The 26,977-nt window shown below is 70.1% G+C and carries 26 protein-coding genes; 9 read left to right on the top strand and 17 right to left on the bottom strand.

What is annotated here, in order from left to right:
• Positions 1-66: 66 nt before the first annotated feature.
• The 5 genes from tpiA to K7W41_RS01480 all read right to left on the bottom strand — a co-directional run bounded on the left by tpiA (position 67) and on the right by K7W41_RS01480 (position 4,259).
• On the bottom strand, positions 67-801 hold the full coding sequence (gene tpiA / locus K7W41_RS01500) for a triose-phosphate isomerase (RefSeq protein WP_224603990.1): 735 nt from the start codon (positions 799-801) through the stop codon (positions 67-69).
• A gap of 82 nt (positions 802-883) precedes the next feature.
• Entirely contained in the window at positions 884-2,056 is a 1,173-nt protein-coding gene (locus K7W41_RS01495) for a phosphoglycerate kinase (protein ID WP_224603989.1), read from the bottom strand.
• An 88-nt stretch (positions 2,057-2,144) separates the two neighbouring features.
• Positions 2,145-3,137, bottom strand: coding sequence for a type I glyceraldehyde-3-phosphate dehydrogenase (gene gap, locus K7W41_RS01490; protein ID WP_224603987.1), 993 nt, complete (start codon positions 3,135-3,137; stop codon positions 2,145-2,147).
• Between the two features lie 128 nt (positions 3,138-3,265).
• The gene (locus K7W41_RS01485) at positions 3,266-3,715 is read right to left on the bottom strand and encodes a hypothetical protein (RefSeq protein WP_224603985.1); all 450 of its coding nucleotides are present in this window, start codon (positions 3,713-3,715) and stop codon (positions 3,266-3,268) included.
• Positions 3,716-3,719: 4 nt separating this feature from the next.
• Positions 3,720-4,259 (bottom strand): YceI family protein, encoded by a 540-nt coding sequence (locus K7W41_RS01480; protein WP_224603983.1) that lies wholly within the window; start codon positions 4,257-4,259, stop codon positions 3,720-3,722.
• A 282-nt stretch (positions 4,260-4,541) separates the two neighbouring features.
• On the opposite strand from K7W41_RS01480, the gene K7W41_RS01475 reads away from it, so the two are divergent.
• Together K7W41_RS01475 and K7W41_RS01470 are read left to right on the top strand one after the other, a co-directional pair.
• Positions 4,542-4,859, top strand: coding sequence for a hypothetical protein (locus K7W41_RS01475; protein WP_224603980.1), 318 nt, complete (start codon positions 4,542-4,544; stop codon positions 4,857-4,859).
• A 98-nt stretch (positions 4,860-4,957) separates the two neighbouring features.
• Positions 4,958-6,991 carry a hypothetical protein gene (locus K7W41_RS01470; RefSeq protein ID WP_224603978.1) on the top strand — a complete coding sequence of 678 codons (2,034 nt, stop codon included), beginning with the start codon at positions 4,958-4,960 and terminating at the stop codon, positions 6,989-6,991.
• A 273-nt stretch (positions 6,992-7,264) separates the two neighbouring features.
• Here the strand turns inward: K7W41_RS01470 and chrA are convergent, their stop codons facing one another.
• From chrA to K7W41_RS01455, 3 genes are read right to left on the bottom strand one after another with little or no spacing between them, the layout of a single operon-like run.
• The gene (gene chrA, locus K7W41_RS01465) at positions 7,265-8,494 is read right to left on the bottom strand and encodes a chromate efflux transporter (RefSeq protein ID WP_318010886.1); all 1,230 of its coding nucleotides are present in this window, start codon (positions 8,492-8,494) and stop codon (positions 7,265-7,267) included.
• Positions 8,478-9,149 carry an MIP/aquaporin family protein gene (locus tag K7W41_RS01460; protein ID WP_224603975.1) on the bottom strand — a complete coding sequence of 224 codons (672 nt, stop codon included), beginning with the start codon at positions 9,147-9,149 and terminating at the stop codon, positions 8,478-8,480. The genes chrA and K7W41_RS01460 overlap by 17 nt, the downstream gene beginning before the upstream one ends.
• Before the next feature lies 1 nt (position 9,150).
• Positions 9,151-9,612 (bottom strand): arsenate reductase ArsC, encoded by a 462-nt coding sequence (locus tag K7W41_RS01455; RefSeq protein WP_224603972.1) that lies wholly within the window; start codon positions 9,610-9,612, stop codon positions 9,151-9,153.
• Between the two features lie 231 nt (positions 9,613-9,843).
• Between K7W41_RS01455 and K7W41_RS01450 the strand changes: the two genes are divergently transcribed.
• On the top strand, positions 9,844-11,250 hold the full coding sequence (locus K7W41_RS01450) for an aspartate kinase (protein ID WP_224603970.1): 1,407 nt from the start codon (positions 9,844-9,846) through the stop codon (positions 11,248-11,250).
• 318 nt (positions 11,251-11,568) lie between these two features.
• On the opposite strand, the gene K7W41_RS01445 is transcribed toward K7W41_RS01450, so the two are convergent.
• On the bottom strand, positions 11,569-12,276 hold the full coding sequence (locus K7W41_RS01445) for a phosphatase PAP2 family protein (protein ID WP_224603968.1): 708 nt from the start codon (positions 12,274-12,276) through the stop codon (positions 11,569-11,571).
• Between the two features lie 212 nt (positions 12,277-12,488).
• Between K7W41_RS01445 and K7W41_RS01440 the strand changes: the two genes are divergently transcribed.
• Positions 12,489-12,650, top strand: a complete 162-nt coding sequence (locus K7W41_RS01440; protein ID WP_224603967.1) for a hypothetical protein — start codon at positions 12,489-12,491, stop codon at positions 12,648-12,650.
• Between the two features lie 94 nt (positions 12,651-12,744).
• Here the strand turns inward: K7W41_RS01440 and K7W41_RS01435 are convergent, their stop codons facing one another.
• Entirely contained in the window at positions 12,745-13,989 is a 1,245-nt protein-coding gene (locus tag K7W41_RS01435; RefSeq protein WP_224603966.1) for a M12 family metallopeptidase, read from the bottom strand.
• Positions 13,990-14,628: 639 nt separating this feature from the next.
• Positions 14,629-16,482 carry an excinuclease ABC subunit UvrC gene (gene uvrC, locus K7W41_RS01430; RefSeq protein WP_224603965.1) on the bottom strand — a complete coding sequence of 618 codons (1,854 nt, stop codon included), beginning with the start codon at positions 16,480-16,482 and terminating at the stop codon, positions 14,629-14,631.
• Between the two features lie 121 nt (positions 16,483-16,603).
• On the opposite strand from uvrC, the gene K7W41_RS01425 reads away from it, so the two are divergent.
• The 3 genes from K7W41_RS01425 (at position 16,604) to K7W41_RS01415 (ending at position 18,583) form a co-directional block, all read left to right on the top strand.
• Positions 16,604-17,014 carry an Rrf2 family transcriptional regulator gene (locus tag K7W41_RS01425; RefSeq protein ID WP_224603964.1) on the top strand — a complete coding sequence of 137 codons (411 nt, stop codon included), beginning with the start codon at positions 16,604-16,606 and terminating at the stop codon, positions 17,012-17,014.
• Positions 17,015-17,077: 63 nt separating this feature from the next.
• Complete coding sequence (locus K7W41_RS01420; RefSeq protein WP_224603963.1) at positions 17,078-17,938, top strand: SDR family oxidoreductase; 861 nt, start codon at positions 17,078-17,080, stop codon at positions 17,936-17,938.
• Between the two features lie 60 nt (positions 17,939-17,998).
• Entirely contained in the window at positions 17,999-18,583 is a 585-nt protein-coding gene (locus K7W41_RS01415) for a histidine phosphatase family protein (protein WP_224603962.1), read from the top strand.
• A 69-nt stretch (positions 18,584-18,652) separates the two neighbouring features.
• Here the strand turns inward: K7W41_RS01415 and K7W41_RS01410 are convergent, their stop codons facing one another.
• The 3 genes from K7W41_RS01410 to K7W41_RS01400 are packed head-to-tail and all read right to left on the bottom strand — an operon-like array spanning position 18,653 to position 21,749.
• Entirely contained in the window at positions 18,653-19,861 is a 1,209-nt protein-coding gene (locus K7W41_RS01410; RefSeq protein ID WP_224603961.1) for a Gfo/Idh/MocA family protein, read from the bottom strand.
• A complete protein-coding gene (locus K7W41_RS01405; RefSeq protein WP_224603959.1) occupies positions 19,858-20,886 on the bottom strand; it encodes a dipeptide epimerase in 1,029 nt (342 codons plus the stop codon). The genes K7W41_RS01410 and K7W41_RS01405 overlap by 4 nt, the downstream gene beginning before the upstream one ends.
• Entirely contained in the window at positions 20,874-21,749 is an 876-nt protein-coding gene (locus K7W41_RS01400; RefSeq protein ID WP_318010885.1) for a C40 family peptidase, read from the bottom strand. Before K7W41_RS01400 ends, K7W41_RS01405 begins: the two co-directional genes overlap by 13 nt.
• Before the next feature lie 264 nt (positions 21,750-22,013).
• On the opposite strand from K7W41_RS01400, the gene K7W41_RS01395 reads away from it, so the two are divergent.
• Entirely contained in the window at positions 22,014-23,072 is a 1,059-nt protein-coding gene (locus K7W41_RS01395; RefSeq protein WP_224603957.1) for an SGNH/GDSL hydrolase family protein, read from the top strand.
• A 7-nt stretch (positions 23,073-23,079) separates the two neighbouring features.
• Here K7W41_RS01395 and K7W41_RS01390 read toward each other — a convergent pair whose 3' ends face one another.
• The gene (locus tag K7W41_RS01390) at positions 23,080-24,063 is read right to left on the bottom strand and encodes a dipeptidase (RefSeq protein WP_224604553.1); all 984 of its coding nucleotides are present in this window, start codon (positions 24,061-24,063) and stop codon (positions 23,080-23,082) included.
• A gap of 5 nt (positions 24,064-24,068) precedes the next feature.
• Entirely contained in the window at positions 24,069-24,755 is a 687-nt protein-coding gene (locus K7W41_RS01385) for an HAD family hydrolase (RefSeq protein ID WP_224603955.1), read from the bottom strand.
• A gap of 207 nt (positions 24,756-24,962) precedes the next feature.
• Here K7W41_RS01385 and K7W41_RS01380 point away from each other — a divergent pair, with 207 nt between their 5' ends.
• Positions 24,963-26,108 carry an aminotransferase class V-fold PLP-dependent enzyme gene (locus K7W41_RS01380; RefSeq protein ID WP_224603953.1) on the top strand — a complete coding sequence of 382 codons (1,146 nt, stop codon included), beginning with the start codon at positions 24,963-24,965 and terminating at the stop codon, positions 26,106-26,108.
• 67 nt (positions 26,109-26,175) lie between these two features.
• Here the strand turns inward: K7W41_RS01380 and K7W41_RS01375 are convergent, their stop codons facing one another.
• A complete protein-coding gene (locus K7W41_RS01375) occupies positions 26,176-26,880 on the bottom strand; it encodes a metallophosphoesterase family protein (RefSeq protein WP_224604552.1) in 705 nt (234 codons plus the stop codon).
• Between the last annotated feature and the right edge of the window lie 97 nt (positions 26,881-26,977).

Raw genomic sequence — 26,977 nt, 5'->3', positions numbered from 1 at the left:
AATCGTGAATATAATCACTAATCATAGAGAAGATCTGGGCCTGGATATCGCCAGACCCAATTCCCCTTAGCCCTTCAAAGCGTCGTTCATGCCCAGCACGTCGGCCACCTTCAGGCTGGCGCCGCCCACCAGGGCACCGTTCACATTCGGCTTGGCACAGATGCTGGCGATGTTGTCCGGCTTGACACTGCCGCCGTACAGCACGCGAATCTCGTCGGCGTCGCTGCCGTAGCGGGTGGTCAGGGCCTCGCGGATGGCGGCGGCCAGTTCTTCGGCGTCGTCAGCGGTGGCGGTTTTGCCGGTGCCAATCGCCCAGACCGGTTCATAGGCGATCACCACGTCGGGGCCCACGCCGCTCAGGCTGCCGTCCAGCTGCGCCAGGGTGTAGGCCACATGCTCGCCGCGCTCGCGCACGTCCAGCCCTTCGCCCACGCAGACAATCGGAATCAGGCCGCTGAGCTGCGCCTGCTTGGCCTTGGCGGCCACGGCGGCGTCGGTTTCGCCGTGGTACTCGCGCCGCTCGCTGTGGCCCACGACCGCGTAGGTGGCGCCCACATCTTTCAGCATTGCCGCGCTGATTTCGCCGGTGTAGGCCCCGGCCTCATGCGCCGAGACATCCTGCCCGCCAAACGCCACGCCCGCCGGCAGGTTGGCTGCCAGCGTGCTGAGGGTAATCGCAGGGGCCATGACCGCCAGTTCGGCCGGGCCAGGGGAGAGCTTTCCCGCCAGTTCCTGGGCCCAGGCGCGGGCTTCGGTGGGGGTCTTGTTCATCTTCCAGTTCAGGGCCAGCAGGTTTTGCATAGGTGCTCCGTTCAGCAGGGAAAAGGGAGGGCGCGCCGGGGGGGCAGGGTCTGCACGGCCCACCGCGCGCCCCCTGGCGCTTCTAGCGCATGGCCTCCACGCCGGGCAGGGCCTTGCCTTCCAGCAGTTCCAGGCTGGCGCCGCCACCCGTGGAGATGTGGTCAATCTGGTCGGCCTTGCCGCTCTTGTTGATGGCACTCACCGAATCGCCGCCGCCCACCACGGTATAGGCCTGATCCTTCAGGCTGCCCACCGCCGCCGCCACCGCGTTGGTGCCGGCCGCAAACTTCTCGAATTCAAAGACGCCCATCGGTCCGTTCCAGAACACGGTTTTGGCGCCTTCCAGGGCCTGGGCATACGCCTGCTGGGTGTCCGGGCCAATGTCCAGGCCCATCCAGCCCTCGGGAATCTGGTCGGCGGGGACCACCCTGGTCTCGGCGTCGGCGGCAAAACGGTCGGCGGCCACGGCGTCGGTGGGCAGCATCAGCTTGTCGCCGTAGGTGTCCAGCAGGCCCCGGGCGTATTCCACCTGGTCGTCTTCCACGAGGCTCTTGCCGATCTGGCCGCCGCGCGCCTTGAGGAAGGTGAACATCATTCCGCCGCCGATCAGCATGCGGTCCACCTTGGGCAGCAGGTTTTCAATTACCTTGATCTTGTCGCTGACCTTGGCCCCGCCGATGATCACCACGTACGGCGACTGGGGCGACTCGATCAGGCGCGACAGGGCGTCCACCTCGGTCTGCAGCAGCAGGCCAGCGGCGTGCGGCAGTTGCCCCGCCACCCCGCTGACACTGGCGTGCGCCCGGTGCGCGCTGCCAAACGCGTCCAGCACAAAGGCGTCGCCCAGCTGCGCCAGCTTCCCGCTCAGGGCCGCGTCGTTTTTTTCCTCGCCTGCACTGAAGCGCACGTTCTCCAGCAGCGCCACCTCGCCCTCGGCCAGGGCCTGGACGGCGGCCAGGCTTTCGTCGCTGTCCGCCGTGCCCGCAATGAACTTCACCGGGCGCCCCAGGGCACTCTCCAGCACCGCGGCCACAGGCCTCAGCGAATACTTCTCCTCGGGGCCATTCTTCGGACGGCCAAAGTGGCTCATCAGAATCAGGTTGCGCGCGCCCGCGTTCAGCAGCGCCTTCAGCGTGGGCAGGCTGGCGGTCACACGGGTGTCGTCCTGCACCACACCGCCGCTGACCGGCACGTTGTAATCCACGCGCACCAGCACGCGCTTGCCGCGAACATCAAGTTGGTTCAGAGTCTGCATGTCTTCTCCGGTGAGGTTGATAGGAGAACGTTGATGGTAGATGGGAAGGAATCTTTTCCATTCACCATCTACCATCAACCATCGCCGTTTAGCCTTTTTGCTGAACGAGCTGCACCAGGTCCGCAATGCGGTTGCTGTAGCCCCACTCGTTGTCGTACCAGCTGAAGAACTTCACGAGGCTGCCCATCGCCATCGTCAGGCCGCCGTCAATGATCGCGCTGTGGGGATCGCCCACGATGTCGCTGAGCACGATGGGGTCTTCGGTGTAGGCGATGATGCCCTTGTGGCTGCCTTCCGCCGCCTGTCTGAAGACCGCGTTGACTTCCTCGGCGGTCACGTCGCGCTTCAGAATCACGACCACGTCACTGATAGAACCCGTGGGGGTGGGCACGCGCAGGCTGGTCCCGTCGAACTTGCCCTTCAGCGCGGGATACACCTGCGACACGGCCTTGGCCGCGCCCGTGGAGGTGGGGATGATGTTCACGGCGGCGGCGCGCGCGCGGCGCAGGTCGCTGTGCGGCAGGTCCAGTACGCGCTGGTCGTTGGTGTAGCTGTGCACCGTGGTCATGATGGCCTTTTCGATGCCAAAGGCCTCGTCCAGCAGCTTCATGGGCGCGCCCAGCGAGTTGGTGGTGCAGCTGGCGTTGGAGATGATGTGGTGCTGCGCGGCGTCGTAGTCGCCTTCGTTCACACCCAGCACCACGCTGATGTCCTCGCCCTTGGCGGGGGCCGTGATGATGACCTTCTTGGCGCCGCCCTGGATGTGCTTACCTGCGCCCTCGCGGCTGGTAAAGATCCCGGTGGATTCAATGACGATGTCCACGCCCATCTCGCCCCACTTGATATTCGCGGGGTCACGCTCGGCCAGCGCGTGAATCTTCTTGCCGTTGACCGTCAGGCTCTCTTCGTCGTACTCGACGGTGCCGTCGAATTTGCCGGCCGTGCTGTCGTACTTCAGGAGGGTGGCCAGCGTCTTGTTGTCGGTCAGGTCGTTGATGGCGACCACTTCGACACCGCGCGCTTCCAGAACACGAAACACCAGACGACCGATGCGGCCGAAGCCGTTAATCCCTACTTTCATGTTGTGCCTCCAGTCGTGAGGAGCCCCCCCAGATGGGGGAGGGGGTCACCTCGCATGTGGCAGTCTACCGCCTGATTTCAGACACGAAGTTCGTGTCCTCTGGACACCAAGGGATTTTTAGACGCAGTTCAAGGTGGGGTGGAGGGGGCCGGGGCCTCTTTCTGCACCACCACGGTCGTCCGGCGGATCAGGTGCCAGGGGCCATACTCGAAGGTGGTTTCCAAGACATAGCGCCCGTCTGGAAGATCGGTGACCTCTGGCGGAAAGCCGCTCAGCGGCGTGCCCCAGCGCGGCAGCAGCAGAACCTCCCGGACGCTGCCAGCGCACGCCACGTCCTCCCGGAAGGCCGACACGTCCTGTCCCCCGGCCGTCAACAGACGGTGGCGCACCGCCCCGCAGCCCAGTTCCAGCGTCACCGCGCCCGGCCGCAGGTTCACCACCCGCGCCTGAATGTTGTCCCAGGTCAGCGCCGGAACGGGCGACTTCACGAACACAAAGAGCGTGAGGTGCGCGGGAGCGGGCGTGGCCCCGGCCCACCCCAGGCCCAGCGCCAGCAGCGCGGCCCACAGGCGCCGCACCCGTTTACCCCTTATTCAGCGTGAACGACACGTCCACCGTCACCGAATCGCTGCTGCCCGGATAGCGCACGTCGTAGTCGTAGGGGTTGAACTTAAACTGGGTGCTCACGTTCACCTTGCCGCCCTGCAGCGTGGCTTTCACCGGCACGCTGATGGTTTTGGTGGTGCCCTTCACCGTGAGTTTGCCGGTGGCCGTGGTCGCCAGCGTCTGCCCCTCCACCAGCCGCCCGCCCGTCAATTTCTCCAGCGTAAACGTGGCATTGGGATACTTGGCGGTGTTCAGGGCATTCTCGCCCTTGGCATGGCTGTCGCGCAGGCCAATCCCGGTCTTGAGGTTCACCACCGGCACCCGCACCGAGCCGGTGGTGGCCGCCAGATTGGCCGGGTCCAGGTCCACGGCCGCACTGACCCCGGCGATGGTGCCGCGCACCGGAATAAAGCGCACCGTATGGGTAAAACTGGCGGTGCCGTCGTCGGCGCGGTATCCCACTGCGCCCACCGTGCCTGCCAGGACTGCCGCCCCCACCGCCCAGAATCGTTTCATATCGTCCATTGTGCCGTTCAGCCGTGAAGGCCGAGTGAAGCCCAGGGGCCGGGCACCAAGGGCCACTCAAAAGGCCCCGTCCAGCGCGGCTTCTTCGTCCCCTCACACCCTCTGCCGTACCTGCTTCACCTCCCCAGGCCCTCTGACTCCACGTATAAAACTTCATCTGAAGGTGCGCCGCTGACAGAACTCTGTGTCAGGGCCTTTTCTACGCTGGGGCCACTCCGCGTTGCCTGACCCCCTCACCCGGGGCCCAGACACGCACCCCTCACGGAGGCCCCTATGAAGCGTGCCCTGACTCTGTTTGCCCTGCTCCTGCCGTCCGTCGCCTCGGCGGGCAGCGGTTCGGTATCCCTGACCTTTCGCGTGACCGTGCAGGCCGTGTGCCAGCTGCACAGCCAGACCCCCGAGCAGATCACCCTGCGCTGCACCCGCGACTTTGTGCCCGCCGACCCCCACGCGCTGCCCGAACTGGCCGGCAAGCTGCCCCTGGCCACCCTGCGCCTGAGCACCACCAGCCCCTACAGCGGCGGCGGCACCCTGAACACCTACGCGCTGGAACGTCCCAGCGGCGAAAGCAGCGAACTGATCTTCTACTGAGGCCTCTGCCTCCCGGGCGCCGGTTCCCACGATTGGGGGCCGGCGCCCGCCCGTGGTTTGGGCGCCGCCCTGCCCAGGAACACGCTAGACTGTTCCGGTTGACGACGAGTTCCGACCACCGCGACGCACCCCTTGTGCTGAGTGTCCTGGGCAGCGTGCACCTTCTGCGCGGCGGCGAACGTCTCGCCGTGTCCCGCAAGGGCCTGACCCTGCTGGCCTACTTAAGCCTGGACGCGCAGCCGCTGCACCGCGAAACGGCGGCGGCGCTGCTGTGGCCCCAGAAGGGCGGCCTGCAGAACCTGCGCGTGGAACTCTCGGCCCTGCGCCGCGTGGGTGTCTCGCTGGGCCCGGCGCGCTCGGCCCTGCTGCAGTCGGCCCTGCCCACCGACCTGGACCTGTGGGAAGAGGCCCCGGCCCCCGAACTGGACCGCTGGCTAGGCGCCCTGGGGCCCGCGCCGCTCTCGGGCCTGGACGATTCGGGGCACCCCGCGCTGGCCGCGTGGCTGGAGCGCCAGCGCGCCGCCCTGCACACCCGGGTGCGCCGCGCCCTGCGCCGCCGCCTGGACCAGGAACCCCCCGCCCGCGCCGACGAGGCCCGGCGCCGCCTCGTCAGCCTGGGCTGGTCCCTGGACCCGGCCCCCGAACCCGCGCCGACGCCCCCCGCCCTGGACGCGGCCCTGGCCCCGGTGCTGGCCCGCGCCCGCCACGAGGTGCAGGCCCTGATCTACACCGGGCGCGCCGCCAGCGGCCGGGGCGACCTGCTGGGCAGCGCCCTGCGCGCGGCTGGCTGGCACGCGGTGGGTGTGACCGCCGTGCCCTCGGTGGCCCACCTGCTGGCCTCCCTGGTGCTGCAACTGCGCGAGCACCTGCCCGCCGCCCTGCAGGCCGAAGCCGACGCCCTGCTGAGCAGCGGCGCAGGCCCCGAGCGCGACCTGGTGGCCCTGTGCCAGTTGCTGCTGCGCCTGGGGCAGCCGGTGGCCTTTGTGCTGCGCGGCGCCGAGAGCCTGACCGAAGACACCGCCCGCGCCCTGGGCTTCATGCTCAACTGGCCCGCGCCGCTGCTGCTGGCCCTGATCACCACCCCACAGGGCGAGCGCCGCGTGCGCGCCCACCTGGGCAGCGCCGCCGCGCCGGGCCGCCTGATCACCGCCGAACACCCACCCCTCAGCCCCGCCGCCGTGGCCGCCCTGCTGCCCCCCGAATGCGCCCCGGCCGCCGTGGAGGTGCTGCGGCAGTCCGAAGGCTGGTGGCCCGCTGCCCGCGCGCTGGCCGCCACCCCCGACCTGGGGGTGCGCCGCCGCCTGGACCCGGCCCTGCGCACCCTGCTGTTCGCCGAGCTGCGCGCCGCCCTGCCCGACCCCGACCGGCTGGCCCCACTGGCGGCCCTCCCGGCGCCGTTTGCCCAGGCGCAGGCCCTGACGGTGCTGGTGCAGGAGGGGGCCACGCCCCCCGAAGCCGAAGCCGCCCTGCGCGAGGCCCTGAGGGGCGGCCTTCTGGAACGGGTGCCGGCGTCCTTTCAGGCGGCCCTGGCCCTGGACCGCCCGGTGCGGCCCCTGGACGGCGAGCAGCCGCTGGCGTTTGCCAGCGAACTGCAGCGCGCCACCCTGGCCGGGCTGCTGGACGCCTCGGCGCGCACCCGCCTGCGGGCCTCTGTGCCGCAGCCACTGGCCCTGGCTGGCCCGGCGCGGCCCTGGCCGGCTTACCCCCTCACGCCGGATCTGGCCGCCCCGCCACTGCCCCCCGAAGGCGGCCTGCGCCCCCTGGGCTTTGGCTACCACCTGCTGCCGGCGCCCGGCGGGTTTACCGTCCTGCGCTGCGGCCTCCCCGAGCACCATGCCCCGGAACTGGCCCTGCAGGTGGGCCCGCCCCCGGCGCCCCGCTGGCACTGGCAGCTGGCCGTCCGCGTTCTGCGCGGCGATCCCCAGGCCCACCACCGCCCCTTCGCCCTGCGGCTGCAGCGCCCCGGCGAGCCAGCCCCCGAGGTGCTGGTCCCCACCCTGCCCGAAGGCCAGTGGGTCCAGCTGTCCGGCACTGGCGAGGGCCCCCTGCTGGAGGTCCTGTGCGCCAGCGCCAACGTGACCCTGCAGGTCGCAGACCTGACCCTGAGTCCGGCCCCCGAAGGGTTGGCATAGGAGTTGCACTTCACTTTGAAGCATGGGCGGAGTGAGCCGCACCAGAGGGCCTTCAAAGTTCAGATCCCAGGCATTGGGTTTGGCTAATGCCACAGCCAGTAGACCTTCAGACCAGAACGGGTGATTCTGACCGTGGCGGCTCTTTCTACTTTGGGTCAACAGCACCCCTCAACGTCGTCCATGTTGCTGTCGCGCACTTTGTTCGCCCCAGAGCTGTTGATGGAAATCCTCTGGATACCACGATGACGGTGCACAGCGCTCCCGTACCCGCTTCTACAGCCTCCACCCCACCAGCGCCCCCAGCCCCACCACCAGCCACGGGGGCAGCCGGCCATGTTCCAGCGCCGCAAAGGCCACCAGCACCACGGCGAAGTCCAGCGGCGAGCCCACCGCCGCCGTGAATACTGGCGTGTAGAGCGCCGAAAGCAGCACCCCCACCACCGCCGCATTCACCCCCTGCAGCGCCGCCTGCGCCCCTGGGCACGTGCGCCAGCGGCCCCAGAACGGCAGGGCGCCCGCCACCAGCAGGAAGGCCGGCAGAAAGATGGCCCCCAGCGCCAGCCCCGCCGCCACCAGCGGCGACAGCCCCACATTCGCCACCGCGCCCAGGTACGCGCTGAAGGTAAACAGCGGCCCCGGCACCGCCTGCGCGGCCCCGTAGCCGGCCAGAAAGGCGTCGGGCGTCACCCAGCCGGGCGACACGACCTCGGCTTCCAGCAGGGGCAGCACCACATGGCCGCCCCCAAACACCAGCGCGCCCGCGCGGTAAAAGCTGTCCAGCATGCCCAGCACCGGACCGCCCACCACCTCTCGCAGCAGGGGCAGGCCCAGCAGCAGCGCCCCAAAGAGCCCCAGGCAGGCCGTCCCCACCCGCCGAGGCAGGGTAGACGGCCACGCCATCCCTGTAGTCGGGTCCTCCCGGGCCCCCCGGTTCAGAAACCGCCACCCGATCAGCCCAGCGGCGCCCATCAGCAGCACGGGTGTCAGGGTCCAGGGGGCCAGCAGCGTCACGGCGGCGGTCCCCAGCGCCAGCAGAGCCCGGGGCCGGTCGGGCGTGAGGCTGCGCGCCATGCCCAGCACCGCCTGCGCCACCACCGCCACCGCCACCAGCTTCAGGCCGTGCAGCCAACCCGCGCCCCCCAGGTCACCCGCCGCGCGCACCCCCAGCGCAAACAGCGCCAGCAGCGCCGCGCTGGGCAGCGTAAACCCCAGCCACGCCGCCAGCGCCCCCGGCAGCCCCGCGCGCTGAATCCCCAGGGCCATGCCCACCTGACTGCTGGCCGGCCCCGGCAAAAACTGGCACAGCGCCACCAGTTCGGCGTAGCTGCCCTCGTCCAGCCAGCGGCGGCGGCGCACGAACTCCTCGCGGAAGTACCCCAGGTGCGCCACCGGCCCGCCAAAACTGGTCAGGCCCAGCCGCCCAAAGACCAGCAGCACCTCCAGAAAGGTGCCCCTGGGCTGCTCCGGTGCCCCAGGGCCCAGCCCCTCAGCCGGCAGCGCCACGGTCCACCACCGCCGGGCCAGCAAGGGCCGCCCGGTGCTCCAGCCCCCGGTGTACCCCCGCTGCCAGCACCGCCCCCAGCGCGGGCGCCGCCCAGTACAGCCAGTGAGCGGTCCAGATACCGCTTACCAGCGCCGGCCCGAACGAGCGCGCTGGGTTCATGCTGGCCCCACTGACCGGTCCCCCGAGTGCCGCCGCCAGGGCCACCACCCCGCCCACCACCCAGGGCCGCCCCGAACGCAGCGCCGCCAGCAGCAGGCAGAAGCTCAGCCCCAGTTCCAGCGCAAACGACGGCCCCGCGTGCCCCGCCGGCACCGTCACCCCCAGGTCGCCCACGCGGCCCAGCAGGGCCAGCAGCGCCAGGGCGCCCAGCACCGCCCCCGTCAGCTGCGCCGCCACATACGGGGCCACCCACGCCCAGGGAAAGCGCCCTGCCAGCGTCAGGGCCAGGGTGGCCGCCGGGTTGATGTGCGCGCCGCTGACCGGCCCCAGCGTGGTCAGCACCCCCACCACGGTCAGGCCGAAGACCAGCGGCACCCCCAGGGGCCCCAGCACGCCCGTCTGCGCCTGCACCACGGCGGCCCCGGGCCCTAGCACGACCAGGGCAAAGGTGCCCACTCCCTCGGCCACCGCCGCGTGGGCCAGGGACCGCGCCACCTCAGGCCACCGGCACGGCGGGGCTGTCCACGTAGCTGGGCGGCGCCGCCTGCCCTGCGTGCAGGGCCTGCACAAACGCCTCGAACTGCAGCCCCAGCTGGTCGCGCACGGCCCGCCAGCGGGCGAGGCTCCCGCCGCTGGGGTCCATAAACGGATAGTGCCGCCGCTCGGTCTGCCCCGGATACACCGGGCACCCGGCCGCCGCGCTGTCGCACACCGTTACCACGTAATCAAAGCGCTGGGCGTCCGGCACGTCCCGCAGCGTCTTGCTGGTGTGGCCCGAGACATCCAGGCCCAGCTCGGCCAGCACCACGGCCGCTTCCGGTTTCACGCGCGTGGCCTCGGTGCCCGCCGAATGCACCTCCAGGGTCAGCCCCCAGCGCGCGGCGGCGGCGCGGACCAGGGCCTCGGCCATCTGGGACCGGGCAGAATTGTGGGTACACAGAATCAGGACGCGCGGCACGGCCGGCACCCTAACACACTGCTTTCCCCCGGTGTGTCAGCCCCAGGAGTGTTGAACACAGCTCTGGGAACCGTGACGCGCGGGTCTCATCGTCCCCGACCCCATGCCCGAAGAGGGAGGTCCAGCCGCACCTCCAGATCGCCCACGCACGGCTCACCCCCCAGGCCCTTCGCGCCGCGCTGCCCAGACGCCGCTCCACCCGCTGCCCCAGGCACGCGGCATACTCTGCGCATGGGTTACGAGCTTCTGGTCATGAAATTCGGCGGGACAAACATGCAAGACGCCCGCGCCGTGCGCCACAGCGCCTCGCTGGCCGCCCGCAGCATCCGCGAGGGCGTCAAGGTGGTGGTGGTGGTCTCTGCCATGGCGGGCGTGACCAACAGCCTGCTGAAACTGGCGGACGCCGCGCAGTCCGGCGACATTGCCAGCGCCAACGACGAGATTGCCCTGATGCGCACCCGGCATTTCACGGCCGCGCAGGAACTGGGCGCCGCCCCCGACAGCGCCGTGGTGCGCGAACTGCGCGAGATGCACGAAACCCTGCGCCAGGCCGTGTACGGCGTGTACCTGCTGCGCGAACTCACCCCCCGCTCGCGCGACCTGATCGTGGCCTTTGGCGAGCGCCTCTCGGCGCCCCTGATGAGCCTGGCCCTAGAACAGGGCGGCCTGCGCGCCCATCACCTCACGGGCGGCGAGGCCGGTATCCTCACCGACACGCACTTTGGCAACGCCAAGCCGCTGCCCGGCACCTACGAGCGCGTCAAGGACCGCCTCAGCGGTCTGCTGGCCGCCGGGGTCACGCCTGTGGTGGCGGGCTTCATGGGCGAAACCGACAAGGGCGCCATCACCACCCTGGGCCGGGGCGGCACCGACTTCAGCGCCACCATCGTGGGCAAGGCCCTGGGCGCCGACGAAGTGTGGGCCTGGAAGGACGTGGACGGCGTGATGAGCGCCGATCCCCGCGTGGTCAAAGACGCCCGCAACATCGAGGTCCTGAGCTATGGCGAGGTGATGGAGCTGGCCTACTTTGGCGCCAAGGTGCTGCACCCGCTGGCGGTCACGCCCCTGCAGGAGAGCGGCATTCCCCTGCGCGTGAAAAGCGCCGCCGACCCCGATTTCCCCGGCACCCTGGTGCAGGCCGAACCCCGCGACGAGGCCGGGCACCCAGTCAAGGCCGTGACCGCCATTCGCAACGTGAGCATCATCAACGTGAGCGGCGCCGGTGTGCTGGGCATCCCCGAAGTGATCGCCAGTGTCTTTGACGCCATTGCCCGCGAGAACGTGACCCTGCTGATGGTCTCGCAGAGTTCCTCCATGAGCAACGTCTCGCTGGCCGTGCAGACCGCCGACGCCGAGCGGACCCTCCTGGCCCTGCGCGCCGGGGTCAGTCTGGAGCTGCAGATTGAGGAGCAGCCCGGCGTGGCGGTGCTGGCGATTGTGGGCAGCGGCATGCGCGGCCAGCGCGGCGTGTCGGCCCGCATGTTCACGGCCCTGGCCGCGCAGGACGTGAACATCCTGATGATCTCCCAGGGCAGCTCCGAGTTGAACGTGTCGGTGGCCGTGGAGGGCGGGCATGTGGACACCGCCACGCGCGCCGTTCACACAGCGTTCGACCTGGGCCAGAAAGTCCAGGCTTGAGGGAAAAGGGGAGAGGGGGAGCTGTTTTGGAGGCCCCCTTTTCTTCTGGGGACCTCTCCGGGTGCGCGGTGGTACATGCTCCTGAAAGCAGCGCTGCGTTCCGGCCCCTTCGCACCGAAGACGGCCCCGTCCTCGCTGGTTGCCGGCTAGGCGCCGAAGTCACAACGCAGCCTGAAGCAATGTCAAATTTGGCGTAAGAAACAAAAAATTCACGCGCTGGCAAAATCGTGATACTTTTCACTTAGTATAGCTGAGAGGTAAGAAGCGCCCTCGCCGCGCCCGCACAGCAGGGGAGAAGCGCCCCCATCCAGCCCCCGTTTACTCCCGAGTATCGTGCCGCCCCGCTGGCGAGCGCCGCAGCGACGGCCAGCGCCGGGCCATCAGCAGGCGCAGGCCCACCACCCAGGCCACGCTGGCGGTCATCCCAGCCAGCACATCCGACGGGTAGTGCACCCCCAGGTAATTGCGGCTGGCGCCCACGGTCACGGCCCACAGCAGCCCAAAGGCCGCCACCGGCCACCCCGCCCGCGAGCGCCAGAACACCAGGGCCAGCGCCATGCCAAACGCCGCATTGGCCATGGCGTGCCCACTGGGAAAGCTGAACCCGGGTTCGGCCAGCACGGCAGTCAGTTCATCGGGGCGGGGGCGCTGGAACACCACCTTGGCGGCCACGTTCAGCAGGGTCGCGCCCAGCACACTGAGCAGCAGAAACCAGCCGTGCGCGCGCCCCCGCCCTTCATGCCAGCTGCCCAGCAGCCACGCAATAGCCAGCGTGATAAAGGGCAGCACCCGCACCCCGGCCACCTGCGCCAGCGTTTCGGCCGCGCGGGTCAGCCCCGGCGTCCGGTGCGCGGCGTACCAGTTCAGCACCGCCTGATCCCAGGCAAAGCCGCCCTCCACAAAGATTTCGTGGGCGAGGTGCGTAAAGAGCAGCAGCGGCGCCATGACGCCCAGCAAGAGCAGCAGCAGGGGGCGCCAGCGCTGCAGCAAGAAGGGCAGAAACTCGTGGCGCAGTCGGGCGAGCATCTGCCCATTACAGGCGCTGGGCACCCCCGCGTGCGTTGCCCGATGCTTAACCCAGCCCCGGTGGCTTAAGCCAGCTACGACCAATGGCGCACCCACTCCTGAGCCACCTGCGGCATGTGCCGCCACCATCCCGGGGCGCACCATAAGGGCCACAGACGCGCGCCACCACGGGCTGCCACCGGGGCAGCGGCGCCGCGACAGGACCCCCCACCATGCTGAACCAGCACCCCGACCTCTGGCGCGCGCAGTCGCTGCTCGATGAAGCCGCCCAGGACCGCCTCGCCCGCCAGGCCGCCCGCGCCCAGCCCAGGGCCCCCCGGCTGCGCCTGCCCCTGAACCTCCGCGCCCTGCTGCACCGCCTGAGCCCCGCGTGATGGGCTGCATGCCCACACCCACCAGCGCAGGCACACGGGCCGCCCCCCTTCCCAGTGAAGAGGGGCGGCCCGCCGTTGGGCCCCTGGGCGACCTTTACTTCGTCTCGGCCAGGCTGTACGTCCCGCTGCCGCTGTAGCTGTAGATGTACCAGCGGTAGGTGCCCGCCCCAGCCGCGAAGCTGACCGTCTCGGTGTTGCCGGGGCTGGTGCTCTGGGCCACCGTGCCCCACGCCGAGCCGGACCAGCGCTGCAGGTACAGGTCAAAGTCGCTGCCGGCCGGCCCAGTCAGCGAGCCCTTCAGCGTGCCCCCCGCATACGAGAAGCCCGAGGAACCCGGCTGCACCGTGCTGTAGCCGCTGTTCAAGGTCCCGGTGTAGGTGGTGCCGCCGCTGGGCGGCGGGGTGGTGCCGCCCGGGTAGATGGTCTGCAGCGCAAACAGGTCGCCCCGGCTGAGTTCCGAGACCTTGCCCAGGTTGGCCGGCGAGCCGTTGTAGGGCCCGACTGGCTGGCTGCGCGCGTAGATGTACGGCGGGAAGTAGTTCATCACCGAGTCGTAGTCGTAGGGGCCGTGGGTGTAGGCGTTGCAGGTCTTGCCAAAGTTGGTGGTGTCGCCCACGTAGGCGCTGCCCACCGTGATGTAATTGTCGCGGTCGCAGCGCTGGTGCTCGTGGTGAAAGCCCGCCGCGTGGCCCATCTCGTGAATGAGGGTGCTGTTGTTAAAGCAGTTGGCCGCGATGGTCAGCGGCTGCGTGCCCCCAATAGACCCCACGTACGACGACCCGCAGCCGCCGCCCCCCACCACGAACTCCACCTTGTTCGCCGCGTTCGGGTTCCAGACCCAGCGCAGAGTCGTGCCCGCCTGCGCGTTCCAGCGTTCCACCGCCGCGTTCACCGCTGCCGCCTGCGTGGCGCTCAGGGCGCCCTGTTTCCAGAAATACGGCACCGTCTTGTTCGCCCAGTTGCCCCCACCCGCCGCAAAGCGCGAGAGGCTCTGGGTGCCCAGGCTGCCGGCCGGCGCCTTGTCCAGGCGCGAGAGCACCTGCGCGGCGTCTTCCGAGCGGCCCAGCAACATGTCGCCGTCCACCACGATCTGGCCGCCCACATTGCGGTACATCAGGGTGGTGCCGCTGCGCAGCGTGACCTCCACGGCGGCGTCCTGCGACAGGCGGGTGCGCGCGGCGGCGTCCAGGGCTGCGAGCGGCGTTTCGCGCAGGTCCACGCGGAAGGTGGGTCCCCCCTGCAGGTTCAGGGCCGCGCCCCCGGGCAGCGGGGCCTGCCCGGCACAACCGGCCAGCAGGGCAAGGGTGGTGAGCGACAGGAGGGCGAAAGTGTGCTTCATAGAGATCTCCCAGAGACGGCAGGCCGTGAAGATCACCCAGCCAGCATGCGCCCCAGCCCCAGGCCGGGGCCTGGAGAAGCACGCGCATCAACTGTGGTGTCGCCCCGCATAGTGCCACGCCCGGTTCCCTGGGTGGTCTGACCTCTCGCCCGGCGTCCAGCAAACATGGCCCAAAGCCCCACCTTGAGCCACTCCATCTTGAAAGAAAGGGACCAGGCGACGCAGCGGCCCTCGCCCCTGCCCCGACGGGACCCAGCTGGGCAAAACCCCGCTGCGCCTCAGCACTGGTGCGGACAGGTTCAGCCCTCCACAGAGGACAGCCTGGCCAACACGCTGTTTTTCTCCTCGTGGGGGACCCGTAGAGCGGCGCAGCAGAGGAAGGGAAGCGAGTGGGGGATCCCAGACGGCGTTTCTTCCGTGTGCCACTCACCACGCTTGAACACTCTCCGCACCATGGCCCATACGGCCTGCCGGCCATTGCCGGAACATCCGGTTCTGCCCCGGAAGTTCCCCGCCTTCGGCGCTGCTCCAGCCCACTTCCCGGACATCCGTCTTTGTGCCCGCTCTGCCCCAACGCTCTGCGCGGCCCTTCGGTCGACACAATGCTGCGACACGTGACGGAACTTCCCGGAAGGCGGATCAGCCTGTCACCGGCGCCTGGTTCGCCGCCCGCTCCGTCAGAAAGGCCTTCACACTCTGCGCGGCCCGCATGGTCATCCCCGGGACCGCCGCAATCTGTTCCACCGGGGCGCCCGCCAGGTCCTCCAGGCTGGTGAAGTGTTCCAGCAGGGCGTCGCGGCGCTTTTGCCCAATGCCCGGCAGGTCGTCGAACACGCTGCGCAGCATGTCCTGGCCGCGCAGCTTGCGGTGATAGGTCACGGCGTAGTTGTGCACCTCGTCGCGCACCCCGATCAGCACCCGCAGCGCCGGGTGGGTGTGTGGCAGCAGCAACTCGCGCTCCACCCCCACCTCTGTGCCGCTCTCCAGCCACCACTGCGCCCCGTAGCGTCCCGGCAGAATTAGGCGCTCCTCGCGCTTGGCCAGCCCCACCACCGGAATCTGCAGATTCGCGTCCTTCAGGGCGTCCAGCGCCGCGTTCACCTGCCCGCGCCCGCCGTCAATGAGCAGCAGGTCTGGCAGGGGCAGCTTGTCGGCCAGACTGCCGGTAAAGCGCCGGGTGATCGTCTGGCGCATGGCGGTGTAGTCGTCGGGGTGGTCCAGGCCCTTGACCTTGAACCGGCGGTGCTCCCCCCGGCGCGCCCGCCCGCCCTCAAACACCACCATCCCCGAGACGATGTTGGTGCCAAACAGGTTCGAGTTGTCGTAGCCCTCGATGCGCCACGGCCGGTCCGGCAGCGCCAGCACCTCGCGCAGGGCGTCCAGGCCCGGGTGGTCGCCCCGGCGTTCCAGCAGCGCCAGTTCGGAGTCTAGGCCCGCCCCCGCGTTGCGCTGCGCCATCTCCACAAGGTCCACCTTGTCGCCGCGCTTGGGCGTGCGCATCTCGATCTTGCGCCCCGCCTTTTCCGAGAGAAACTCGCTCCACACCGGGGCGTCTTCAAAGTCGGCCGGCAGCAGGATCAGCCCCGGCACATGGGTGGCCTGGGTGTAGTAGTCCTGCACAAAGGCCTCCACGATCTCGCCCAGCGGCGCGTCCTCGGTGCCCGAGAGAAAGCGCTTGTCGCGCCCCACCACGCGCCCGCCGCGCATGCGAAACAGCTGCACCATCGCGTATTCCCCTGCCTGCGCCGCGCCCAGGAAATCCAGGTCCGTCTCGTCGCTCACAAAGGCGTGCTGCTCGGTGCCAAAGAGCTTTTCCACCGCCTGCACCCGGTCACGCACCCGGGCGGCCTGCTCGAAATCCTGGCCCTGGGCCGCCACCTTCATGTCGGCCTTCAGCCGGGCAATCACCGGCGCCGCGCGGCCTTCCAGCAGCGATTTCACGTCCTCCACCACCCGCGTGTACTCGGCGGGCTCGGCGCGGTCCACACACGGCCCCAGGCAGCGGCCCATGTGAAAGTTCAGGCAGGGGCGGGCCTTTTTTTGCAGCGGCAGCCCGGAGTTCTTGCGCAGCGGAAACATGGTGTCAATCAGGTGCTTGACCCGCCGCACCGCCGAGGAATCCGGATAGGGCCCGTAGTAGCTGCCCCCGTCCTTCAGCACCCGGCGCGTGACCACCAGCATGGGAAACTGTTCGTTCGTCAGCTTCAGGAACGGATAGTGCTTGTCGTCTTTCAGCGTGACGTTGTAGTGCGGCCGGTGCTGCTTGATGAGGTTGGCTTCCAGCACCAGCGCCTCGACCTCGTTGCGGGCCGTGATGAATTCCAGCGTGTCCGCCAGCGCCGTGAATTTGCCGCTTTTCCCGCCTGCCTTGAAGTGCTGCCCCACCCGGGCGCGGATGTTCTTGGCCTTGCCGATATAGATCGGCGTGCCCCCCTTGCGGAAGATGTACACGCCGGGCGTGGTGGGCAGCACGGGCAGGTCGTCTGGATGCACCTGCCCAGGATAGGGGAGGGGCGCGCGCCACTCCGTGAGGGAAGGCGCCCTGTCGCTGAAGACTTGACAACCGCCGACTTGTCAGTAAAACTGTGACACGTTGGAGAGGAGGTGAGGGCCTGTGAACAGTCAGTTTGCCGTGGCGGTGCATATCCTGGCCCTGGTTCACCAGTTCCCGGACGCCTCCAGTTCAGCCGAGATGGCCGGCAGCGTGGGCACCAACCCGGTGGTGATTCGCACCGTTTCGGGGCTGCTGCGCCGCGCCGGGCTGCTGCGCACCCGCCGGGGCGTGGCCGGCGCCGAACTGACCCGCCCGCCCACGCAGATCACCCTGCTGGACGTGTACCGCGCCGTGGGTCAGGGGTCGGTGTTTCGCCTGCACGAGCACCCGCACCCCAGTTGCCCGGTGGGCGCCAACATCCAGGCCACCCTGGAGGCGCACTTTGCCCAGGCCCAGGCCGCCCTGGAAGCCGAATTGGCCCGGACCACCCTGGCCGACGTGACGGCGGACCTGGCCCAGCGGGCCAGCTAAATTTTTTTCTCCAACATGTAAGTGAAACGCCGACACCTCGCCCCTCATCCCGAAGGAGTTCCCATGATTGCTGTAACTGGTGCCACTGGCCACCTTGGCCGCCTGACCCTTGACACCCTGCTGCGGCGCGGCGCGCCCGCCCAGACCCTGGTGGCCCTGGTGCGCTCCCCCGAAAAGGCCGCCGACCTGGCCGCCCAGGGTGTGCAGGTGCGCCGCGCCGACTACACCCAGCAGGAAACATGGCCCCCCGCCCTGGACGGGGTGAGCCGCCTGCTGCTGGTCTCCAGCAACGACCTGAACGACCGCCCCGGTCAACACCGCCGGGTGATCGAGGCCGCGCGTGAGGCCGGCGTGGCCCTCCTGGCCTACACCAGCCTGCTGAATGCCGGCACGGCGCAGATGGGGCTGGCCGCCGACCACCGGGCCACTGAAGACATCCTGCGCGCGTCCGGTGTGCCGTTCACCCTGCTGCGCAACGGCTGGTACACCGAGAATTACACCGGCAGCCTGGCACAGACCCTGGCCCAGGGCGTGCTGCTGGGCGCTGCCGGCGACGGTCAGGTGACCCCCGCCACCCGCGCCGACTATGCCGAAGCCGCCGCCGCTGTCCTGACCGGCGAGGGCCACGGGGGCGCCACCTACGAACTGGGCGGCGACGAGGCCCTGACCCTGTCCCAGATTGCCGCCGAATTCAGCCGCCAGGGCGGGCGCCCGGTGGCCTACCAGAACCTGCCCGTGACTGAGTTCGCCCAGACCCTGAACAGCTTTGGCCTGCCCGCCCCCCTGGCCGAGATGCTGGCCGATTCTGACGCCGGCCTGGCGCGCGGTGAACTGCAGACCGACAGTGGCGACCTGCGCCGCCTGATCGGCCGCCCCACCACGCCGCTGGCCGCCGCTGTGGCCGACGCCCTGCGCCCAGCCTGAGCGCCGGGGAGGGGAGACCGGTGCCCCGGCCTTCCCCCCCAATTCCGTAGACTGCGCCCCATGCACCTGTGGCTCATCCGGCACGGCGAAACCCACGGCAACCAGGCCGGCATCCTGCGCGGCGCGGCGAGTGCGGGCGACGAACTCAGCGAAAAGGGCCATGCCCAGGCGCAGGCGCTGGCCGGGCGCCTGGCCGCCGCCACCCCACGCCCCCAGGCCGTGTACGCCAGCACCTACCGCCGCGCCCAGCAAACGGCCGAGCCCCTGGCCCGCGCGCTGGGCGTGCCCGTGCAGGTGCGCCCCGACCTGCAGGAGGTGGACTGCGGCGACTGGGCCGGCCGCCCCTACGCCGACCTGAAAACCGCTGCCCACGACCTGCGCCTGCCCGGCGGCGGGCTGGGCTTTCGCGGCGGCGAGACGTTCGAGCAAATTGCCGCGCGCTTTGTGCACGCCCTGGAGGGGTTGCCCCAGGACCAGGATGCGGCTGTGGTCTCGCACGGCGGCATCCTGCGCATTGGCCTGGCCGCGCTGCTGGGCCGGGATATCGAGGAGGTCTGGATGCGCGGCGAACTGGTGCTGGGCAATACGGACTACGTGTTTCTGGAGAAAGCTAACGGCGAATGGAACCTTCAAAACAACCGATGAAACGAAAATTTCACGATCTGATATAATCGTGAATACTTTCACTTAGTACCCCATATACCGGCCACACCCTCACCCCAACGCCACCACGCGACCTTCTACCCTGGCCCGCTCGGCCGCAAACGCCATCCGGTGCGAATCCAGCGACTGCGCCAGCGGCGTTGGGGGAGGGGCTGCCCCGCGCAGGAAGGCCAGCCACGCCTGCACCAGCCCCAGGTCACCGCCGCCGTGGGTGCCTGCCGTGTCCACCGTCCAGCGGGTGACCGCGCCGCTGCGAAAATCGTGCAGTTCCAGCTCACCGCGCTCCATGTGGCCGCGCAGTTCGCCGTGGGTGCCCAGCAGCTTCAGCGTGCGCGTGTTGTTGTGGGTAAAGGCGCTCACTGTCAGCTGCGCGGTCACGCCACCCTCGAACACCACGGTCACGGCCTGGTGGTCCGGCTGGTTGTTGTGGCCCAGGTACACGCATTCGCCGTAGGGCCCCTGCGCCAGAGCGTCCTCCAGCGCTTGCCCCCCGGCCGTCAGCACAGTGACCGGCCAGATCCCTGGATCACGGTCCAGATAAATGCGCCGGGCATCCGATGGACAGTCCACCACCGGGCACACCACGCAGCGATCAGCGGCCCCGGGTGGCGCTTGATCTGGGCGGAAGTGGTGCAAACCGCCCTCGCTGCTCACCCGCAACGGCCGGGCACCCGCAAACGCACGCAGCAGGTCCAGGTCGTGGCTGCTTTTGGCCAGCAGGAAGGGTGCGGCGGGCGGCGTGGCGCGCCAGTTGCCCCGCACGTAGGAATGCGCGTAATGCCAGTGCGCCACGTTTTCCGCATGCTGAATGCCAATCAGGCGGCCCAGGCGACCAGCATCAATGACCCCCTGCACCGCCTGAAAAAACGGCGTGGCGCGCAGCACATGGCACACCGTGACCCGCCCAGCCGACGCCGCCTCGGCCTGAAGGAGCAACGCCAGTTCGTGCTCGTGCAGGCAGACCGGTTTTTCCAGCAGCACGTCGTAGCCCAGGGCCAGCGCCGCCAGACAGGGCCCCACATGCGCGTCGTCAGGGGTGGCGATCACCACCGCGTCGGCCACCCGCCCCAGGGCGAAGAAGGCGTCCCAGTGGGCAAACTGCGCCTCTGGTTCCACCCCATGCCGCGCCGCCACCTCGGCCAGGCGTGCGGCGCGCGGCTCGACCAGGTGGGTGATCTGCGCGCCCTGGGCCTGCAGTAAACGCCCATAAACGTCTGCACCCCGGTTGCCACAACCGATAAGAGCGATACTTGGGCTCACCGCCGCGCCACGCCCCAGCCGGCACTTGTAGGCCGCTGCAAATGCCCCGCCTGCCACACCAGTCCCTCAAATGGGTCGTCGGCCAAGAGCAAGGCGCCGTCCAGGTCGGCCCAGTCGCACGCGCCCGCCAGGGCCGCCGCCGCCGCAATGCCCAGGCTGCTTTCAATCATGCAGCCCATCATCACCTGCAGCCCCGCCGCGCGCGCCAGCCGCAGGGCGCGCAGGGCCTGCAGCGGCCCGCCCAGCTTAGCCAGCTTCAGGTTCACGCCGTCAAAGGCGCGCGCCAGGGCCAGCACGTCCCCCACATGGTGCAGGCTTTCATCCGCCACGAGGGGCACCGCCGAGACCCCCCGCAGGGCCGCGTGGCCCTCCAGATCGCCGGCCGCCAGGGGCTGCTCCACCAATTCGACGCGCGCGGCAGCGAGCACGTCCAGCATCCGCCGGGCCTGCGGGCGGGTCCAGGCAGCGTTGGCGTCCACCCGCAGGGCTGCGCCAGGCGCTTCCTCACGCAGGGCCTGAACAATCGCCTCGTCGTGGTCGGTGCCCAGCTTCACCTTCAGCACGCCGTGGCCCCGGCCCACCGCCTCGCGGGCCTGCCGGCGCATGTCGTCCAGCGGGGCGATACTGACTGTATAGCTGCTTTCCGGCAGCGGCAGCGGGCTCAGGCCCAGCAGTTGCCAGGCCGGGCGGCCGACGGCGCGCGCGCACCAGTCCACCGCCGCCATCTCCAGGGCGCACTTGGCGCTGGGGTGCCCCTGCGGCATCCGGGCCGCGAGGCGCGCGCCCAGCCCGTCCCAGTCCCAGGGGTCCTCCAGGGCCCCCGAGAGCAGCGGCAGCACGCCCTCCACCGTGGCGCGCGTCTCGCCGTAAAAGGCATTCGGGGCCGCCTCGCCCTGGCCCATGACGCCACCTTGCGTGAAGGTCACGAAGGTGCGCGGATACACGCTGTGCGTCCAGCGGGCAATGCCAAAGGGCTGCGCGGTGTGCAGCTCCAGCGTCTCCCAGCCCAGGCTCACCCGGGCCACCGCCCGAAGCCCTCCAGGCTCTCCTGCAGCCGCGTGCCGTACTCGCCCTCGCCCAGCGTCTCGATGCTCACCCGCATGTGGGTGGCGTTGGCATGCACCATGCGCCGCTCATCCAGCATCAGGCCCACGTGCCCCGGGAAGAAGGCGAGGTCGCCGCGCACTGGCGCCTCCACCGCCTGCAGCGCCGCCTGCTGCTGGTCGGCGTCGCGCGGCAGGGCCCGCCCATGCGCCGCGTACACAACCTGCGTGAGCCCCGAGCAGTCCAGCCCCCACGCGCTGCGCCCGCCCCACACATACGGCGCGTCCAGAAAGCGCAGCGCGAGGTCCGCCACGTCGCCCGGAATGGGGGAGAACACGGCCGCCTGCACCCAGGCCTCCGCACCGTCGCCCAACGTGACCGGCACCCAGCGGCGCCCCTGTTCCTCAACCACCTCGCCGGCCCGCGTGCCCACCTGGGCCCCCAGCGCCAGTTCGCCCACCAGCGGCTGCCGGAGACCCGGCCCTGCGTAGGCGTGGGCGCGCAGGGCGGTGACAGGCAGCAACTCGGCCGCCGGCGGCTGCGGCTGCGGCTCACGGACCCGCACCCAGCCCAGGTAGCCGTCATGCACCGTGCGCACCCGCGCCCAGCCCTCGCGGTTTTCCCACAGCAGCGCCAGGGCCTCACCGGGCAGGGCCTCGGTGACCTGCTCGGCGCCGTCCTCGGGGGCACCCAGCAGGCTCAGGCGGCCGGGGCCCGCCCACAGGGGGCGCGTGCCCAGGTAGCGCCAGCCTTCGCCGGGCAACTGCCCACGCAGGGCGCTTTCGGCCACCCGGGCCGCCGAATCAAAGGCGTGAATGCGGGGGTCCAGAGCGAAATCCGTCACGCGCCCCAGCCTACGCCGAAACGGGCGGGCGCACGGCCACAGCTGGGGCAGCAGGACAGGCTGAACATGAACGGCATCCGTCTCTTTTCCTTCGCTGCGGCGCTGCTCGGCGCGCCCTTTCGGTCGTAGACGGGCCGTCACGGGAAAAGCGGCATGGGTTCGGAAGTCGTAGCCAAACGCACCCAGACACGCAGGAAGGCTGTGGTATACCCACATTCGCTGGTGGCCGCCCCGCGCCGCCGCTGCGTCTGTGGAGGTGGTGCCATGAAAGCCGCCCTCGTCTGCCTCGCGCTCCTCACCGCCTGCACGCCCGCCCTGTCGCCCACCCCACGCGCCGCCGCTGTGCCCTTTGCCCGCTATGTGGCGATGGGCGACAGCATCACGGCCGGCTTTCAGTCTGGCGGCCTCACCGCCGAGTCCCAGAACGCCTCCTACGCCCACCTGCTGGGCCAACGGGGCGGCCTGGACACGCCTATGCCTGACGTCCTGGCCCCTGGCTGCCCCCCACCCATCGGCGTGAGCGGCGCCAAGACCTGCCAGCGGGCCCGTCCAGACGTGCAGGCCATGGTGGTGGCGGTGCCCGGCGCCAAGGTGGGCGACGTGCTGCGCAGCACCGACACCCAGGTGCAAGACCCCGACCCGCTGCTGTACGACCCGGACCTGTACCGCGCGATTCTGGGCCCCGGCACCACCCAGCTGCAGGCGGCGCTGCAGCGGCGGCCCCAGTTTGTGACCCTGTGGATTGGCAACAACGACGCGCTGCTGCCCACCCTGCGCGGGCAGCCGGACCAGGCCACCCCACTGGCCCAGTTCCGGGCCGACTACGCCGCGCTGCTGGCCCGCCTGCTGGACGGCGGCGTGCCGCATCTGGTCGTGATGACGCTGCCCGACATGACCCGGGTCCCCGCCCTGATCCCGGTGCGGGTGCTGCGCCTGGGCGGACTGGTGGACGCCAGTTGCCAGGGCCAGGAAGCCTATTTCGGCACGCTGACGGTGGCCAGGGCCAGCCGGGAGCAGCCGCTGTCCTGCACCAGCCCGGCCGCCCTAACCGCCGCCGAGTACACCCAGGCCCAGCAGATCGTGCGCGGCTATAACGACGCGATCCGCGAACTGGCCGCCGCCAATTCGGTGCCGGTGTTCGACGTGAATGCGGTGCTGGACCGTCTTCCGGGCCGGCCCCTGCTGCCCACAGCGGCGGCCCCCTTTGGGCGCAGCTTCAGCCTGGACGGCATTCACCCCAGCAGCTTTGCCCACCAGCGCTTCGCGCAGGCGCTGGCTGTCTTCCTGAACGAGCAGTTTGGGACTGCCCTGAACACCCGCTAGCCGGGCCTCACAACCGGGTGCTCAGCCAGCGCGCCCAATTGCCGCCCGCCACCCCGGCCCGCGCGGCTTCGGGCAGTTCGTCCAGCAGCCGCCAGATCTCACGGTGGCGCGTGACGCCGCCCGGCGCCTTCTCGGCCCCAAAGCCCCCGTCCAGATCGCTGCCCAGACCCACATGCTCCCAGCCGACCAGGTCGGCGTAATGCCGCGCGTGCGCCGCCAGCTCGGCCAGCGGCACCCGCTCCAGGCTGCCTTCGGGCAGCGGGCGAAGAAAGCGGTTCAGGTAGACCAGCCCAATCACCCCCCCCGCCTGCGCCACAGCGCGCGCCATCTCGTCACTCAGGTGGCGGTTGCCCGGCACCAGCGCGCGGGCATTGGCGTGCGAGGCGATCATGCCCACCCCCAGCTCCGCCGCGTCCCAGAAGGCCGCGTCGTCCAGGTGCGAGGCGTCCAGGGTCAGGCCCAGCTCACGCATGGCGGTGACCAACTCGCGCCCCGCCTCCGTCAGGGGCCCCGGCGCGTCGGTGCCGCCGGCATAGCGCGTGCGCCCCCAGGCCGGCCCAATGAGGCGCACACCCCTTTCGGCCCAGAAGGGAAGATCATCGGCACCGCGCACCGGGTCGGCCCCTTCCATCAGCAGCACCACCCCCAGCGGCGCGTGGTCATCCTGCAGGTGGGCGGCCACCCCGGCGCGGCTGGTCAGCACCCGCACCAGTCCGGCGTCTTCCCAGCGGCGATACACGGCCAGCTGGGCCAGGGCCTGCGCGCGGGCGCCCGCGTGGTCCACGTATCCGTGCGGACTGCCCGGGGTGCGCGGCAGGGCGAACAGCGTCCCCAGACACACCTGCACCCCCGAGGCCCGCAGTTCCGGCAGCGTGACGGCGGCCGTCTGGCCGTTCACCGGGTCGCGGGCCCGCAGCGCCTCCAGGCTCAGGGTGAGGTCGCGCCCATCCAGGGCATTCATGGCGAGATCGAGGTGGGCGTCAATCCGCACGGGCCTCACGGCGCGTGGGCGGGCCCCGGCACCCGGTCCAGCACGGCGCGCAGATCGTGCAGGGCGCCCGCCACCTCGCCGCGCAGGTCAATCTGCACCGCCTGCATGCCCAGCGCGCGGGCCGCCTCGACGTTCTCAGCCTTGTCGTCCACGAACAGCACCTCGGCAGGTTCCACCCCCAGGGCCTCAGCCGCGTGCAGATAGGCCCCGGCGTCCGGCTTGTGCACGCCCACCACGCAGGTGGCCACCGCCACGTCCACCAGATCGTCCAGGCCCACCGCCTTCAGGGTGCGGTCAATGCTGGGCAGGGTGTTGCTCAGCACCCCCACCTTCAAGCCCCGGGCGCGCAGTTCCAGCAGCACCTCGCGGGCATGCGGCACCGGCTTCATGTAGACCTCGTACGGATAGGCGGCCATCAGCTGCGGCGCGGCTTCGGGGGGCAGGCCCAGGCGGCCGGTCAGCTCGGTGCCGTAGTCGGCCCAGAAGGCGTCCTCCTGGGCCTGGGAGCGCAGGTCCCACCACGTCAGCGCCCGCGCCGCCCACTGCTCGCGCAGGGCCTGCAGCGCGGCGTCCGGGGTCACGCCGTAGGTGCGGGCCATCCAGACGGCGGCTTCGCGGTACACGCCCGGGTCGGTGTAGGCAATCGTGTCGTCCCGGTCAAACAGCACCGCGCGCAGGCTGGGGTCACTCATGCCCCCCATGCTAGTGGCTCAGCCCCGAAGGTGTCTGGACAGCCCCACAGGGCACCGCGCACTGCAGGATCATGGCCCTGTCCGTTTTGGGCAATTTACCGGATACAGATCGATCTTCGTGGCAATATTTCTCTCCCAAAGCCACCGCATCTTCAACCTTCCGCAATATCATTGCCAAAACCTGCCTGTTCCACTACCTTGTAGGCCATGCCCGCCCCAGCGCCCGAGCACACCCTCCTCACGCCCGGCCCCACCCCGATCCACCCCGACGCCCTGGCCGCGCTGACCCGCCCCATGCTGGGCCACATGGACCCCGAGGTCTTCGCCCTGAACCGCGAGATTCAGGCCGACCTGCGCGCCATGTACGGCGCGGCGCCGGACACCTTTACCGCCCTGCTGGCCGGCACCGGCAGCCTGGGCATGGAGGCCGGCTTCGCCAATCTGGTGGAGGCGGGCGACGACGTGCTGGTGTGTGTGAACGGTTCGTTTGGCGCGCGCATGGCCGAGATGGCGACCCGGTACGGCGCCCGCGTGCGCGTGGTGCAGGCCCTGCACGGCGAGCCCATTGACCCGGCAGCGGTGGCCGCGCAGCTGGACGGCGCGCGGCTGGTGGCGGTGGTGCACGGCGAAACCAGCACCGGCGTGCTGAACCCGGTGCCCGCCCTGGCCGCCCTGGTGCGCGACAGCGGCGCCCTGCTGACGGTGGACGCGGTGACCACGGCGGGCATGGAACCCTTCTTCATGAACGAGTGGGGCGTGGATTACGCCTACACCGGGGCGCAGAAGTGCCTCTCGGCCCCCCCCGGGCTGGCCCCGGTGGCGATCAGCACCCGGGCCTTTGAACGCTTTGCCGCCCGCCGGACCCTCACCCCGCTGTGGTACTGCGACTTTGAAGGCCTGCGCGACTACTGGGACCGCCAGAGCTACCACCACACCGTGCCGGTGAACCTCCACTACGCCCTGCACGCGGCGCTGCGGGCCGCCCTGGACGAAGGCCTGACCGTGCGCCAGGCGCGCGCGGCGCAGATTGGGCAGGCGGTGCAGCAGGCCCTGGCGCCCCTGGGCTTCACGCCGTACGTGGCCCGCCCCGAAGCCCGGCTGCCCACCGTGCTGGCCCTGCGCCTCCCCACGGGCTTTGATGACGCTGACGTGCGCCGCCGCCTGCGCGAGCGCGGCATCAGCGTGACGGGCGGCCTGGGCCCCACCGCCGGCCAGATCTGGCGCCTGGGCCTGATGGGCGAAACCGCCCGCCCCGCGCCGTACCTGACCCTGATGCGCGCGCTGGAAGACCTGCTGGGCGAACGCGGCCTGGCTGGGCGCTTTCTGGATGCGCTGGCCCCGGTGCCGGCCTGAAGACCAGAAAGCCCAGAACAGCGCGGCGGACCTTTGAGTGGGTCCGCCGCGCCTCTGCTTTTGTCCTTTACCCCATTCGCCCGGTGCGAATCACATCCGCAATCACCGGGGGCAGGTTCCAGGCCATGATGTCAAAGGCGCTGGAGGCAAAGTCGTAGGTCACCTTGTGCAGGGACACCTTGGGCTTGCGGCCCACGCAGTCCACAATTGCCACGTCGGCGCCGGGTTCATGGTTCAGGGTCAGGCCCACGCTGCCGGGGTCCACGAAGGTGGTGTCGCCCAGCACGCGCACGAAGGGGACGTGTGAGCCGCCCACCACGATCACGCGGGCGCCCAGCGAATCGGCCAGTTCTTCGAGTTCACGCTTGGGGGCCATCAGGTCCAGGCGCTGGTCCGGGGCGTGGGGGCTGCCGTGAAAGAAGCGCACGCGGCCAATCGGCGTGGTGATGCGCCCGCCCGGCGGCAGCCGGCGCAGGAAGTCCAGCTGCTCGGGGGTCAGGATCTTCTTCGTCCAGGTCAGCACCTGATCGGCCACGCCCTTGCGGTCGGCGCGCTCGCCCAGGTCAATGGCCACGCGCATGTCGCTGGACCCCAGGCCGGCCACCCAGCCCTCGCGCCGCACGAAGTCAATGACCGGCCCGGGGCTGGCGCCGTAGCCCACGAGGTCGCCCACCACGATCACCTGATTGACGATGTTCTCGCTCAGGAAGCGCTTCACCGCCGTCAGGGCGTGAATGTTGCCGTGTATGTCACTGATAAAGGCCACTCGCAAGGTGCACGTATCGTAGAACATTCTGCCCCGATCTGTGGTGCGTGGCCGCCGGTCCACCCACGGGGGGGCCCTGTGACACTCTTTAGCCTCCGCCCAG

The sequence above is a fragment of the Deinococcus multiflagellatus genome (genome assembly GCF_020166415.1).
GTDB lineage: Bacteria > Deinococcota > Deinococci > Deinococcales > Deinococcaceae > Deinococcus > Deinococcus multiflagellatus.
This window is presented reverse-complemented; position numbering and strand designations above follow the sequence as displayed.

What these genes read in the sequence shown, in the direction of transcription:
- K7W41_RS01420 (WP_224603963.1), top strand. Translation starts at nt 17,078, where the DNA reads ATGATTGCTGTAACTGGTGCCACTGGCCACCTTGGCCGCCTGACCCTT.
- K7W41_RS01475 (WP_224603980.1), top strand. Translation starts at nt 4,542, where the DNA reads ATGAAGCGTGCCCTGACTCTGTTTGCCCTGCTCCTGCCGTCCGTCGCC.
- K7W41_RS01495 (WP_224603989.1), bottom strand. Translation starts at nt 2,056, where the DNA reads ATGCAGACTCTGAACCAACTTGATGTTCGCGGCAAGCGCGTGCTGGTG.
- K7W41_RS01445 (WP_224603968.1), bottom strand. Translation starts at nt 12,276, where the DNA reads ATGCTCGCCCGACTGCGCCACGAGTTTCTGCCCTTCTTGCTGCAGCGC.
- K7W41_RS01385 (WP_224603955.1), bottom strand. Translation starts at nt 24,755, where the DNA reads ATGAGTGACCCCAGCCTGCGCGCGGTGCTGTTTGACCGGGACGACACG.
- K7W41_RS01380 (WP_224603953.1), top strand. Translation starts at nt 24,963, where the DNA reads ATGCCCGCCCCAGCGCCCGAGCACACCCTCCTCACGCCCGGCCCCACC.
- K7W41_RS01440 (WP_224603967.1), top strand. Translation starts at nt 12,489, where the DNA reads ATGCTGAACCAGCACCCCGACCTCTGGCGCGCGCAGTCGCTGCTCGAT.
- K7W41_RS01435 (WP_224603966.1), bottom strand. Translation starts at nt 13,989, where the DNA reads ATGAAGCACACTTTCGCCCTCCTGTCGCTCACCACCCTTGCCCTGCTG.
- K7W41_RS01415 (WP_224603962.1), top strand. Translation starts at nt 17,999, where the DNA reads ATGCACCTGTGGCTCATCCGGCACGGCGAAACCCACGGCAACCAGGCC.
- K7W41_RS01480 (WP_224603983.1), bottom strand. Translation starts at nt 4,259, where the DNA reads ATGAAACGATTCTGGGCGGTGGGGGCGGCAGTCCTGGCAGGCACGGTG.
- K7W41_RS01395 (WP_224603957.1), top strand. Translation starts at nt 22,014, where the DNA reads ATGAAAGCCGCCCTCGTCTGCCTCGCGCTCCTCACCGCCTGCACGCCC.
- K7W41_RS01450 (WP_224603970.1), top strand. Translation starts at nt 9,844, where the DNA reads ATGGGTTACGAGCTTCTGGTCATGAAATTCGGCGGGACAAACATGCAA.
- gap (WP_224603987.1), bottom strand. Translation starts at nt 3,137, where the DNA reads ATGAAAGTAGGGATTAACGGCTTCGGCCGCATCGGTCGTCTGGTGTTT.
- tpiA (WP_224603990.1), bottom strand. Translation starts at nt 801, where the DNA reads ATGCAAAACCTGCTGGCCCTGAACTGGAAGATGAACAAGACCCCCACC.